The 12981-nt window shown below is 74.3% G+C and carries 10 protein-coding genes and 1 pseudogene; 3 read left to right on the forward strand and 8 right to left on the reverse strand.

Annotated elements, in window-relative coordinates; translation table 11 throughout:
- Window positions 1-80: 80 nt before the first annotated feature.
- From ACZ58N_RS02195 to ACZ58N_RS02215, 5 genes and pseudogenes are all read right to left on the reverse strand, one after another.
- A pseudogene (locus tag ACZ58N_RS02195) lies at window positions 81-1249 on the reverse strand (molybdopterin-dependent oxidoreductase); the annotation flags it as partial.
- Between the two features lie 309 nt (window positions 1250-1558).
- The gene (locus ACZ58N_RS02200) at window positions 1559-2194 is read right to left on the reverse strand and encodes a hypothetical protein (protein WP_471154515.1); all 636 of its coding nucleotides are present in this window, start codon (window positions 2192-2194) and stop codon (window positions 1559-1561) included.
- Between the two features lie 51 nt (window positions 2195-2245).
- Entirely contained in the window at window positions 2246-3364 is a 1119-nt protein-coding gene (locus tag ACZ58N_RS02205) for an SCO0930 family lipoprotein (protein WP_471154518.1), read from the reverse strand.
- 145 nt (window positions 3365-3509) lie between these two features.
- Window positions 3510-4958 (reverse strand): NADH-ubiquinone oxidoreductase-F iron-sulfur binding region domain-containing protein, encoded by a 1449-nt coding sequence (locus ACZ58N_RS02210; RefSeq protein WP_471154520.1) that lies wholly within the window; start codon window positions 4956-4958, stop codon window positions 3510-3512.
- Window positions 4955-6424: a hypothetical protein gene (locus tag ACZ58N_RS02215; protein WP_471154521.1), complete on the reverse strand. Its 1470-nt coding sequence runs from the start codon at window positions 6422-6424 to the stop codon at window positions 4955-4957. Before ACZ58N_RS02215 ends, ACZ58N_RS02210 begins: the two co-directional genes overlap by 4 nt.
- A gap of 611 nt (window positions 6425-7035) precedes the next feature.
- Here ACZ58N_RS02215 and ACZ58N_RS02220 point away from each other — a divergent pair.
- Window positions 7036-8301 carry a PucR family transcriptional regulator gene (locus ACZ58N_RS02220; protein ID WP_471154523.1) on the forward strand — a complete coding sequence of 422 codons (1266 nt, stop codon included), beginning with the start codon at window positions 7036-7038 and terminating at the stop codon, window positions 8299-8301.
- Window positions 8302-9035: 734 nt separating this feature from the next.
- Here the strand turns inward: ACZ58N_RS02220 and ACZ58N_RS02225 are convergent.
- Window positions 9036-10406: a DUF1996 domain-containing protein gene (locus ACZ58N_RS02225; protein WP_471154525.1), complete on the reverse strand. Its 1371-nt coding sequence runs from the start codon at window positions 10404-10406 to the stop codon at window positions 9036-9038.
- Between the two features lie 9 nt (window positions 10407-10415).
- Window positions 10416-11111 (reverse strand): DUF4142 domain-containing protein, encoded by a 696-nt coding sequence (locus ACZ58N_RS02230; protein ID WP_471154526.1) that lies wholly within the window; start codon window positions 11109-11111, stop codon window positions 10416-10418.
- Between the two features lie 367 nt (window positions 11112-11478).
- Between ACZ58N_RS02230 and dhaL the strand changes: the two genes are divergently transcribed.
- Window positions 11479-12087 (forward strand): dihydroxyacetone kinase subunit DhaL, encoded by a 609-nt coding sequence (gene dhaL, locus ACZ58N_RS02235; RefSeq protein ID WP_471154529.1) that lies wholly within the window; start codon window positions 11479-11481, stop codon window positions 12085-12087.
- Window positions 12084-12491 (forward strand): PTS-dependent dihydroxyacetone kinase phosphotransferase subunit DhaM, encoded by a 408-nt coding sequence (locus tag ACZ58N_RS02240; RefSeq protein ID WP_471154531.1) that lies wholly within the window; start codon window positions 12084-12086, stop codon window positions 12489-12491. The genes dhaL and ACZ58N_RS02240 overlap by 4 nt, the downstream gene beginning before the upstream one ends.
- Before the next feature lie 54 nt (window positions 12492-12545).
- Here ACZ58N_RS02240 and ACZ58N_RS02245 read toward each other — a convergent pair whose 3' ends face one another.
- Window positions 12546-12971, reverse strand: coding sequence for an RNA-binding S4 domain-containing protein (locus ACZ58N_RS02245; protein ID WP_471154533.1), 426 nt, complete (start codon window positions 12969-12971; stop codon window positions 12546-12548).
- Window positions 12972-12981 lie beyond the last annotated feature (10 nt).

Below are 12981 nucleotides of genomic sequence, written 5' to 3' on the forward strand. Positions count from 1 at the left end.
GTGGAAGGAAAAGGAACAGGGAGGGAAGGCAGGATCGGGGGGCGGGGACCGCCTGGGACGCCCGCGCTCAGGCGACACTGACTAGCGCGGACGGTGAGGGTGTGGCCGCCGGGCGTGGCCTTCCAGGCGTGGGACCACTGGCGCCAGGTATCGGTACCGGCCTGCGCCGCGAGGTCGGCGTACTCCCAGGGGCCGTCGTCGACGCGGACCTCGACGTGCCGGACTCGACGGGCGAGCCCAGGGTCATGCCGTCGACCGAACGGGCCACGAGCTGGTCGGCGGGACCCCTGCCGGAGGGCGGCCGGACCCCGCATTCGCGCAACAGGTCGGCGAGGGGGACGCCGAGCCGGCGGGCGTTGCCCGCGTACGGACCGCCGACCTCGTTGGACACGCAGGTCAGGGTGACGTCCCGTTCGATCAGGTCACGGGCCAGGAGGTCGGCGTAGGTGTAGGTGCGCGGGCGCGTCACGCCCTTCCCGTGCACGCGCAGGCGCCAGGTGTCGGCGTCGACCTTCGGGACCACCAGCGCGGTGTCGACCCGGTAGAAGTCCGCGTTGGGGGTGGTGAAGGGGGTGATGCCCGGAACCCGCAGGGATACCGCGCGGGGCAGCGGGGCGGCCGGTGAGGCGGGGGCGGGCAGCCGGACCGCGGCCCGGGACGCCTCGGCGCCCCGGCCCCTGGAGGCGTTCAGCCCGCGCCCGAGGGCGCCCGCCGCCGTCGAGGCCGGCGCAGCGGCCCCGGCGGCGACGAGGAAGCCGCGACGGCTCCAGCCGTCCGCCGCGGCGCCCGTCTCCCGTACGGCCGGCAACCGCCCGACCAGGTGGTACAGCAACCCGGCGCCGACCAACGCCCCCACCAGGGAGGGCAGGGCGTCGGCCGGACCGGCGGAATCGGGGCGGTTCAGGGCCGCCGCGCCGCCGACCAGGCCGAACAGCAGCACCCCGGCCGCGCCGGTGCGCCGGTGACGCAGGGCCAGCAGGCCGAGCGCCACCGCGAGCAGGCCGAGGGTGAGGAGGATCCCGAACTGGAGGACCAGTTTGTCCGCGGTCCCGAACTGGCGGATCGCCCAGTCCTTGACCGCTGCCGGGGTCCTGTCGATGGCCGCGCCGCCCACCGTCGTAACCGGACCGGCCTCGGGGCGCACGGCGGCCGAGACCAGCTCGGCGACCGCCAGGGCCGCGTAGCCGGCCAACAGGCCGCTCAGCGCCGCCGGAGCGGTGCGGGCGAAGGTGTTGCGGTTGATGCTCACACCCGGTCTTCGGCGCCATCCGGTCGGCGGATTGGCCGTTCAGCCGACCGAGTGAGATCGGACCCGCCGTTGACGCGCGAAACGCGGGCCCGGCGGTGCCCTCCACCAGGACCGGAAGCCCCTCGTGGAACCGCCGCCGCGAAGCCTCGATGTCCTCGACGCCCGAACCGCGCGGCGACCGGTCCCCCGGCGGGGTCGGGCCCGCCACCGGGACGGCGGGAGGCCGCGGACGGACGGGGGACTCCCACCGGGGTCCCGGTAGGAGGACCCCGGTGGGAGGTACGGGTGCGCCCCGCGGGCCGGTCGGCCTCAGGGCGCGGCGGGCGCCTCCGGGGCCGAGCCGTGTGCTTCGCCCCCGGCGTCGTGACCCTTCCCGCCGTGGCCTCCGGCGTCCTGGTCCTCGGCACCCGGGGTCTTCGTGTCGGGCTCCTCGGCACCGGGGGTCTTGGCGTCGTGCTCCCCCGGGTGGCTCTCCGCCGGGCCGGACGCCGCGTGCGAGGTGCCGTTCGCGACGGTTCCCCCGAGGCGTTCGCGCAGGGGCGCCAGGGCTTCGGCGTTGGCGGCGGTGACGACCCAGCGGTTCCCCACCAGGTAGGTACCGCCGTACATCGCGGATTCCGCGAGCCATGCGCGCTGGCCCTGGTCGGCGGCGAAGGTGGTCATGCGGTAGGAGTCCGGGCCCGCCCCGCAGGCCGCCTCCTTGAGCTCCTCCGCGTCGACGGTCACCTCGGCCGTGCAGCCGAGGACGGCGGCGATCTCCTGGAGGGTGGCGGTACGGGCGGTGGACACCGGACCGAGCTCTCCGGGGACGTCCTGGCGGGTGGCCGCGGCGCCCCGGTCCGCCTTCTCCTGCTGGCCGGCGCACCCGCCGCACATCAGGGAGGCGAGCAGGACGACGGCACACGGCAGGAGGTGGCGGGCGGTGATGCGGGCTGAGTCGGACACGGCTGCCTCACTGGGGTCCGGCGCGGGCTGGGTGGACACCTCCGAAACGGGCTACTTGACGGCCACCTTCTTACCGGCGTCGTTGACCGCGAACCAGAGGTTCTGCTTTCCGTGTCCGTTCGTCTGCCCGGGAGCGGTGTCACCGGTGAACGTGTAGACGGGCCAGCAGTCGATCGTCAATTGCATGCTGCCATCGGGGCGCTTCACCGATCCGATCCATTCCTGGGGAATTCCCGACACCTTCGTCTTGTCCACGACCGGTGCGGGCTTCCACGTGTCAAGACATGCTCCGAGGCAGCCGATCTTCATCGGCCAGGCGCTGTCCTTGTCGAACCGGTAGAGGGTGTTTCCCTTTCCGTCGACGAGAATCCTGCCGAGCTTTTCGTTCGTCGCCACGGCGAGTTCGGCGGCGGCTCCGGGCTTCGCGTCACCCGCTCCGCCCTCGCCGCCCGTCCCGGGCTTGGCCGCGTCGCCGGTGGTGCCGCCCTCCGCGCCCTCCTTCGCGCCGCCCGCTGCGTCACCCGCCTCGTCGCCCGCGCCGCCGCCCTTCGCGCCGCCCTTCGCGTCGATGGCCTTCTTGCCGTTCGGCGCCAGCGCGTGCCAGGTGCCGCCGACGCCCTCGCCCTTGGCCTCGCCCGGCTTGGTGTCCTTGGCGTAGCGGTAGACGGGCCAGCCGGCGAGGGTCAGCTGGCGACTGCCGTCGGTACGGGTCACCTCGCCGAGGAGGCTCGCCTCGATGCCCTCGGAGGCGGTGGCGTCGCCCGCCGGAACCGGCGGCCACACCGTCGCGCAGTCGCCGTCGCAGGAGGATTTGGGGGGCTCGGGCGTGTCCTTGTCGAACCGGTAGAGGGTGGCGCCGGCGCTGTCGGTGACCACGCTGCCCACCGAGGCGATGTCCCGGACCGCGAGCTTGCCCGCGGCGCCCGCCTTCTCGGCGGCGGAGCCCCCGGACTCCGATCCGTACCCGGAACCCGACCCGGCCGCGGCGTCCGATCCGTATCCGCCGGCGCCGTACGCCGAGTCACCTCCCTTTCCTATCGCCTTTCCGTCGCCGACCGGCTGCACCGAATTCACATTCCCGGCGGCGTTCGTACCGCCCCCGCAGCCCGCCGCGAACATGATTACCGCGGCCACCGATCCGACAGATATCGCACGACGCTTGCTGATCACGATCACTCCTTCGGTTCCTGCCCGGCGCTTTTGCGTCCTCGGTCATTCATAGGGCCTGCGGGGTCCGGTGAATTCGAATGGCCGCGAATTTGTCAGATCGCGCTAACGGCTGAACGCGGCATCGCGCGGCCCGTTCACAGCGGGCTCATTCCTGGATGCGCAGGGCGAGCGCCGGGCAGCGGCGCACGGCCCGCAGGGCCTTCGGCCGCAGCCGGCCCGGTACGGGCATGACGGCCTGCGACGGGTACCCGTCCGCGTCGAGGCGCACCACCTCGGGCAGCAGGTCCACGCACAGCCCGTGTCCCTTGCAGAGCGTCCAGTCGACGACGAGGCGTTCGGGGTTCTCGTCGGCGGGGAGCGGCAGGGCGCCCAGGACGCGGCGCCCGCATCCGCTGCCGAGGGCGTGGTCGCGCAGTTCCTCGGGGAAGGTGGCGAGCGCGGACGCGACGAACGAGGACGTGCCGTCGGGGTGGCTGCACGCGCCGCGGCCGCGCACGGCGCGCATGCGGGCCTCGACCGCCTCCAGGGCGCCCATCCCGCCACCGCCCACGATCTTGTCGACCGCGTCGGCCAGGGACGGCAGGCCCCGCACACAGGGTCCGCACTGGCCTGCGGACTCGTCCGCCATCCAGCGGGTGACCCGGGCGACCTCGCCCGCCGGGCAGGTGTCCTCGGGCAGCGGCAGGACGGCTCCGGCGCCCAGGACCGCGTCGTACGCGGCGAGGGACTGGCGGGACAGCGCGGCCGACCGGGCCGCGGCCGGGTTCAGCCACCGCCCGTGGTATCCGCCGACGAGCACGCCCTGGCCGGGATCCGACCCGCACAGTTCCAGTACGTAGGCGAGCGAGGTGCCGGTCGGCACCTCGACGGCGGTGGCGCCGCCGACGGTGAGCATGATGGTGCCCGGTTCGGCGGGCGTGCCGACTTCGCGGTAGGCGTCGGCGCCCAGCCGGGCGGCGACGGCGAGCTGGGCGTAGGTCTCGGTGTTGGAGAGCAGCGTGGGCAGGCCGCCGAGGCCCCGGTCACTGGTGCGCACCTTGCGCCCGGACGGGAGGGCGGGGCCGCCTTCGATGCCGTTGATGAGGGAGGTGCCCTCGCCCGTGACGAAGCGTTCGGGAAGGCGGGCGACGCGGACCCGGCTGCCGACCGGGCCGCGTTCGGCGACGGCGGCGCGCAGCGACTGTTCGACGTCGTCCCGGGTGACGCCGACGACCACGTCCTCCGCGCCGAGTGCGGCGGCGGCCAGCAGCGCCCCGTCGAGCACCAGGTGCGGTACGTGCAGCAGCAGGGCGGTGTCCTTCAGACAACTCGGTTCCCCCTCGCTGCCGTTGACGACGACGGCTGTCCGGCCCTCGCGGGCGGCGGCGGTCCGGGTGACGGCCCGGAGCTTGCGGGCGAAGGGGAAGCCCGCTCCACCGCGGCCCCGCAGGTCGATGCGCTCGGCCAGTTCCGTGAGCTCGTCGGGGCGGTACGGGGGCAGCGGGCCGTGGACGCTCAGGTGGGCCGCGCGGTCGAGGCGGGTGGCGGTGTCGAGTCCGGCGAGCAGACGGGGCTGTCCGACGCAGCCGAGGGCCGGCCGCGTGACGCCGGTCATGCGCGCCCGCCGTCGAACGGCGCACCGGGACGATCGTTCGTGGCGGTGGGGCCGCCGGGAACGAACATCATCGCGTAGGGGGCCCGTTCGGGCCCGGTCGGCGGGGCGGCCCGGGCGGCCACCACGGGGCCGACGGCCCCCGCCTGTATCAGGAGGGTGTCGGCGAGCGGGTCCGCACCCTGGGAGAGGATGCCCGGCAGCGGGATGACCGGGGGCACGGCGAACTGCTCCCTGCCGACGGGCTGTCCGGCGAACGAGGGCGGAGCGCCCGGCGCGGCCGCCTGGGGCGGGACGAACCCGGCCGGGGGGAACCCCGACTGCGCGAACACGGGCTGTCCGAAGTCGGGTTGGCCGAAGGCGGTCTGCCCGAAGTCGGGTTGACCGAGGTCGGGTTGGCCGGAATCGGGCTGGGCGGTTCCGGGTCGACCGAACGCGCCCGGCCCGAACACGGCCTGTCCGAAAGCGTTCTGGACGAGGACGGGCTGGGCGAAGGCGGGCTCGACGAAGGCCGGCTGCGGGAAGACGGGTGGGGGAACGACCGGTGGGGAGAAGACCGGCGGGGCAGGGATCGGCGGGGAGAAGGCCGGTTGTGCGGGGACCGAGGGGGAGAACGGGACCTGCGGGGAGCCGGGCTGCCCGGCGGGGGCCTCGACGAACGCGGGCATCCGAGCCGTTTCGGCCTCGGCGAACGCGGTCCGCACGGCTTCCTGTTCGGAGTCGGGTGAGCCGGAGCGGGGGTCCAGCTGGCGGGCGAGGCGGGCCGTGAGCCGTTCCGCGGACTGCTCGGCGGGCTGGCGTACGAAGGGCTTCGGGCTGCGCGGCGGCGCCTGTCCGGGCGACTGCGGAGCAGCGGGCTGCGGTGCGGGACGGGCCGGGGCGGCCCGCAACCGCGCCCGCATCCGTAGGAAGAGGACAGCCGCGACGCCGGCCAGGCACAACCCGTAGGCCACGGTCACCCACGCACTGGCGGGGCGTCCGGCCTTCAGCCCGTGCACCAGCGAGGCCCCCCAGGCCGGGTACGCGCCCATGTGCAGGGCCCGCCACCACATGGACCGGCCCTTGGTGGCGAAGGCGCTGCGCACGGCGCCGGAGACCGCGACGGAGACGAAGAGGTAACCGGCGAGGGTGCCCAGCCCGATGAGCACGGGTTGTTCCCGGTCGGTGAACGGAATGAACGCGGCGCCGGCCTCGGTCTGCGATTCGGCGATCTTGACCCAGACGTGCAGGGCGAGGAAGCCGAGCCCGGAGACGGCAAGTCCGCGGTGGGCGCCCTGGGCGAGGATCCGGTGACCGGACGTCAACAACGTACGGTCCGTGGCAGCGAGTCCCCACAGCACGGCGGAGGTGAGCGAAACGAGGGAGAGGACGCCGGCTCCGTAGTCGAGGAAGTCGAACAGGCGCGTCAGCGCGCCCGCCCTGGCCGCGACGCCGAGGGCGAGCAGGGCCGCGAGGGCCGCGGCGCACACGGCCGCGGGGTGCGGGCCCCCGGCGGCGGACAACAGGGGCGGGCGCCGGAAGGCCCTTCGGCCACCGGCCTCCGCGGGGGCCGCACCGGCATGCCGTCTGGTGCGTCGGGCCCGGTGAGAGCGTGGCATACGGGTCTGGGACAGGGGCATCGGGTTCTCCCATACGCCCGGGCCCGAGCACTCCACCTCGCACTCGGCGCCCGGGGGTAGTCGTCGGAACTGCTCCGCGGCGGGCGGGAGATGGATGCCTCGCCGGCCGGGAGCGGGGGCCGGAGTGCAGAAGCATCGTGGAGGTTCGCAATCCCTCCACAGTATTTATCTAATCGTGACAACTTCTCGCGGCCACGGCATCATCAGCTCGAACACCCCCGGAAGATTCCCTTCCAACGGTGCGGTGCCGACCGGGCTCACGTCTTGTCGGCCGCCACACCTACCCGTCGGCAAAATCGAGGCAAAGTCGCGGGACTGCAAGTGGATGGCACGCTCCTGGAGGGAGTAGAGGTGCTGGACTCCCCTTTCGGCACTGACGCCGGCGGGGGAGGGAGGCAGCCTCCACGAGGCTGGTCACCCCTCCACGGACAGGCCGTACCCCGGCATGAACGAGGTAACAAATGTGCGAACTTCTGAACCGCATCTGGTCCCGCCCCCGCGGCGAATGGACCCGCGTCCTACGAAGGGAACTACCCGCGCTGGCCGCCGGGATAGTGGAGGAACTCCGGGAAGGCGTTCCCGGATTCGCCGAACTGGTGGACGACGTGGGCGAGGAGGTGGTCAGACGGCAGGTTGAAGCGGGCCTGCTCACCACCCTCGGCTACCGCGAGTCCACGGCGCCGCGCCACGACCGGCCGGCGGAGGGCGAGAAGGGAGAGGACGAGTGCGCCGACCAGGAACGGGCACGCGCGGCGGTCACCCCCGACTGCGGCCCACCCGTCCCCGTGCGCCCCGACTCCCCCTCCGACCCCGACGATGAAGGGGGTTGCGGCCCCGACCGGGGCTCCGGTCCGGAGGATCGGGGGGCGCCTCACCGGCGCGGCCGGTCCGCACCACTGACCGTCGTCCCCACGAGCGGGCCCGGACCGGCCGCCGAGCGGGCCCGTCGCGAGCTCTTCGCCGCCCTTACGGGTGACATGTCCATGTCTGACCTGGCTTTGTCCGAACTCGCCACGGCGGCCAACTGGCCCCTCCCCACGGCGGTCCGGGCCATCGCGATGACCACCATCGGGGAAGTCCAGCAACTGGCCGCCGCGCTGGACGACGGTCTCCCCGGGCTGGCCGGAGCCCAGCCCTGCCTGTTGGTCCCCAGCCCGGATCCCGAGGCCCGCACCGCCCTGGAGGCCGTGCTGCGCGGCCGGGTCGCCGCCGTCGGCCACCCCGTCGCCGTACGGGACACCGCGTCCTCGCTGCGGTGGGCGCTGCGGCTGCTCACCCTCACCCCCGCCCGGGCCGGCATGGAGGCGCGGGCGGTCTTCGTCGACGACCACCTCTCGACCCTGCTGCTCCTCCAGGACGAGCCACTGGCCCACGCCCTGGCCGCCCGCTGGCTCCGGCCGCTCGCCAGCCTGACCCCCCGCCAGAGCGAGCGCCTCGAAGTGACCCTCCTCGCCTGGCTGGAGGGCGGCGGCGCACCCGAGGCCGCCAAAGCCCTGAGCGTGCACCCCCAGACGGTCCGCTACCGCATGCGTCAGCTGGAGAAGCTCTTCGGGCCCGGACTGCGCGACCCCCGTACCCGCTTCGAACTGGAACTGGCCCTGCGCAGCCGCCGCCTCATGGCCCAGGTCCGGCGCCAGCACTCCCGGGTCGGCCGCCGGGCGCGCGCCGTCGCCACCGATTTCGGACCGCTCGGCGTGGGCCGCATGGCCCGCGTGAACGGCCTGTAACCCTCCCCCCACTCCGCTCCCCCTCCCCCCACAGACTTCCCGGCGCCCGGCCCCTCCCCCGAGGGACCGGGCGCCGACGTGTTCCCCCGCCGTCCCGAAGGCCACCGGGACGGCCCGAACCGGCCGTACGGGGCGACCCGCACGTGAGCACGACCCCGGCGCCCCGACCCCGGACACAGCCCCTGCGGCCCGACCCCGACAGGGAGCCCCGAACGCAGACCCCGCAACGCAGGTCCGAGGGCGCCCGACCCGGTCCGGGAACCCCGACGGGGTTCCCGGACCCAGTGGCTCCGACCTGGCAGCCGGACCCCGCGGCTCGACCCCGGGCGCAGGCCCGGGGTCGCGGGACCCGATGGCCGCGGAGCCCCCGGCCGTGGGCGCGGACCCCGCAGCCCCGGTCCGGGAAGTCGGTCCCGGCGGCGGCCCGAGGGCCGGCGGTCGTACCTCGGCAGTTGCTCGCCGGGCGCGTCCACCGGTGCGGCACGCCGGAACCCCCGCGACGGCCCCGGCCGGCCTCAGGGCCGGATCCGCCCGACGGTCCCGGCCGGGACCTCGGGAACAGAGACCCCCGGGGACCCGGACCCCGCGCCCGCAGACCCACCACCGCACGGGCACCGGCACCCCTCCCTCCCCGGCGCGGACGCGCAAAACGCGCGGTGCCGGCCCGAAGTCGGCTTCGGGCCGGCACCGCTCTCGGGGGACGCCGGGGAGGGAAGGCGTGCGCCCCGAGGTTCTCAGCGGCAGGTGCGCCCGCCGTTGATGCAGCGCACCGCGTTGGCCATCAGGTTGTCCGACATCACGTTGATGAAGTCACCGTGGTCGGTCACGGGCTTGTGCAGCTGCTCGGGGAAGCTGTCGACGGCGAACTTGGCGCCCGGCTGCACCCCGTACACGATCCGCTGCACCAGTTGCGGGATGGCCTTGAAGCCGTTCGGGCAGGAGCCGTTCTTGTCGGCGAACGCCACGTGCGTGCGGTGGTTGGCGCTGTCGGTGTTGCGCCCGTCCCAGCAGCTCTGGAAGTTGAAGGTGCGTACGACGTCGCTGCCCTTGGGGCAGATCGGGTACTTGTCCTTCAGCTGCCGGTTCTCGAACCCGGTGCAGCTCCACGAGGCGTTGGCGTTGGCCGTCCCGTTGGTGAACGCCTTGGCGTCACCGGTGATGATGCGCAGGAACCGCGGCATGGCCGTGACCTTGCTCGCGGGGCTGCCCTTGAAGTCGATCGACACCTGCTTCGGTTGCAGGATCGTTCCGACGTTCCCGTCCTGGCCGCCGCCGGGCGCGGCGGCGTCCCGTTCCTTCTGTCCGTTGCGCAGCCGCAGCACCGGCCAGTAGTAGGTGGACTGGTCGCCGTTGGTGCAGGTCGTCCCGGACGCGGCGAGGCTGTTGTTGGTGGAGAACGCGTCGGTGGTCTTGTTGCCCACGTAGTCGTGCATGTGGTGCGCGCCGTTGCTGACGCCGGGCGCGACGATGACGTTGTCCGGGTTGAAGTGGCGGTTCTCGTTGCGCCCGCACTGCACGGAGAAGGTCCCGGTGGAGGCGCCCCCGCGGGCGGCGGGCTTGCGCACGTTGGGGCGCACGGTGCCGATGGCGACGAAGTCACTGCGCGCGGGACCACCGGCGCCCTTGGCCGCGGCCGGCGCGGCGCCGGCGGCCTGCGCGTTCTTCACGTCCGCGGCGTCGGCGGCCGGGGCCTCCTGCATCGAGCAGGAGCTCAGTTGGTCCAGGCCCTGGGGCCGGGAGCCCGCTTTGCCCATCGCGTCGGAGAGGCGGCCGATGGTCCGGCCGCGCTGGTTCTTCAGGTCACCGAGGAGGGCGTTGCCCTTGGCCCGGCCGGAGGAGAGTTTGGCGTAGGCGTCGGCGACCTGGGTGTCGAGTTGGGCGAGGTTCTCGTCGACCTCCTTGCGCGCCTGGTCGGGGACGTCGCGGAGCTTGTCGCCGACGTCGGGGCAGTCGATGGTGGCGGTGACCGCCGCCTTGCCGTCCTGCCCGGCGGAGGCGCCCTGGGCGAGGAGGCCGACCCCGCCGCCGCCCATGATGAGGGCGGCCGCCACGGCGAGGGCCTTGTGGGCGGGTCGGAGGCGACGTTTGTGGCCCTTTTGACTCATGCGATCACTTCACTTCGTCGATCGGGAAACGGTGGAGGGAGCCGGTGAGGCGTCCGCGAGGCCGTCGAAGTCGACCAGCCCGGTGTCCTCCAGGACCGAGATGTGGTCCAGGACGGTGGCGTTGGCGTCGGTGGCCAGGGCGCGGACCATGGAATTGCGGGTCTGGGACCGGATCTGCGCGACGAGGGCGAAGACCTTGCCGTGCGCCCGGCGCAGCAGTTGGGCGAACAGTCGCTCGTACTGGGCCCCTTGGGCCTGGTCGAGCTGGTCGAGCCATTCCTGCTGCTGCGTGCTGGGTCGGTCCGGCAGTTCGACGCCGAGGGCCTGACCCACCTCCAGTACCCGGCGGTCCAGTTCGGTGTGGCCCTCCACGAGGTGCTCACCGGCGGTCTTCACCGTGGGGCGAGTGGGACGTTGCTGGGCCTGCCGGCCGGCGGGGAGTTCCCACAGACCGGCGAGCCGGACCTTGCGGACGAAGTCCCGGTCCGCGGGGGTCAGCGGCCCGAAGGCCGTGCTCAGGGTTCCGGCGCCGTCGTCGTCCGCCGTGGCCGTGGCGGCGGAGGCGGACGTACCGCCGAACTTGTCCACGGGGATCAGCAGGGCGATCAGGGTGAAGGCGAGGGCACCGATGACGATGCCCGTCCCGATCACGTGCCTCGAAGCGAGCGACATGCTGCCGACGGACGACCGACGCAGTGACGGCACAGTACCTCCTTGCTCTGGGTGCCAGGAGGGCTGCGGGCCGTACCGGCGGCCGCGACGGGCCGCCCGGACGCATCCGCACTCCCGGGTGCCAAGGGACGCTAGCGCCGCCCGTGGTGACCGGACGTCAAGGCAATCACCATCGGATAGACATCCGGGGAACCCCCCGAAAGGCTGGTACCGTGCCCCGGCCGCACCCCGGTCGTCGCCGGTTCCGCCGCGGGCGCCCTCCCCTGCCCTCCCGCCTGCCCACGTCCCGCCCGCGCCCGTGCGGAAGGCGCGCTGCGCCGCGCCGCCGCCGGGCGCGCCGTCGGTCGTAGGGTGGAGCGGGACGGGCCCAGGCGGGTGCGAGGCGAGGCGAGGAGACCCGGTGCGTGACGCAGACTTCTTCCGACGCTGGATGGACGCCACCGCCGAGGCGGTGGAACGCGAGGCGGACCGACTGACCGAGCTCGACTCCCCCATCGGGGACGCCGATCACGGAAGCAACCTGCTGCGCGGGTTCGTGGCCGTACGGAGCGCCCTTGCCGGCGCCGATCCCGCGACCCCGCCCGGGGCACTGCTCCAGCTCGCCGGGCGGACCCTGATCTCCACGGTGGGCGGCGCGTCCGGGCCGCTGTACGGGACGCTGCTGCGCCGCACCGGCAAGGAGCTGGGCGACGCCGCCGGGGTCTCCGACGACGAGCTGCGCGAGGCCCTGTCGGCGGGCGTGGGCGCGGTGGCCGGACTGGGCGGCGCGGCGCCGGGCGACAAGACGATGCTGGACGCACTGGTGCCGGGCGTGGCGGCGCTGGACACCTCCTACCGGGCTGCGGCGGAAGCCGCGGAGAACGGCGCGCGTGCGACGGTGCCGCTGATCGCCCGCAAGGGCCGGGCCAGCTACCTGGGCGAGCGCAGCGCCGGGCACCAGGATCCGGGGGCGACCTCGTCCGCCCTGTTGCTGGACGCGCTGGCCGACACCGCGGAGGGCGCCGCGTGAACGCCGGACCGCTGGTGGGGATCGTGCTGGTGTCGCACAGCGCCGACGTGGCGCGCTCCGTGGCCGAGTTGGCCCGGGGGCTGGCCGGCGGCGGATCGGTGGCCCCGGTGGCCCCTGCGGGCGGCACCGCCGACGGGGGGCTGGGCACGAGCGCCGACCTCATCGTGGCCGCGGCGTCGACGGTGGACGGTGGCGCGGGGGTCGCGCTGCTGGTGGACCTGGGCAGCTCGGTGCTGACGGTGAAGTCGCTGCTGGAGGAGGGCGACCTCCCGGCCGGCTGCCGGCTGGTGGACGCCCCGTTCGTCGAGGGGGCGGTGGCGGCGGTCGTCGCCGCCTCGGCCGGTGCGGATCTGGACGCCGTCGTGGCCGGCGCCGCGGAGGCGTACGCGTACCGCAAGGCCTGACCGACCCGCGCCGACCGGCCCCGGGGGCCGGTCGGCGCGGGTGCGGTGCGCCCGTCAGCGGCCGCGCAGGTTCACGATCTCCCGGCGGTCGCGCTTCGTCGGCCGACCCGTCCCCCGGTCACGGATGCCGACCACCGCGGCCTCGACGGGGGTGGGCGGCGGCGGGCTGTTGTCGATGAAGCACTCGGCGGCGACCGGCGCGCCCACCCTCTTCGTCACGGGCCGCCGGACGACCACGACGCGCTCACGGCCCGCGTGGAAGAGGCGTACCTCGTCGCCCGCGCGCACGGTCTGCGCCGGCTTCGCGCGTTCCCCGTTGACCTTCACGTGCCCCGCCCGGCAGGCGGTCGCCGCGACGGAACGGGTCTTCGTCAGCCGCACCGACCAGATCCAGGCGTCCACCCGGGCGCTCCCCGTCTCCACCGGCCCGGTCGGGGGCGTTGCGGTCGTCGACGGCTCCTGCGTCTTTTCGTCAGCCATGCCCCGACTT

Source organism: Streptomyces sp. NPDC040432 (assembly GCF_055595445.1).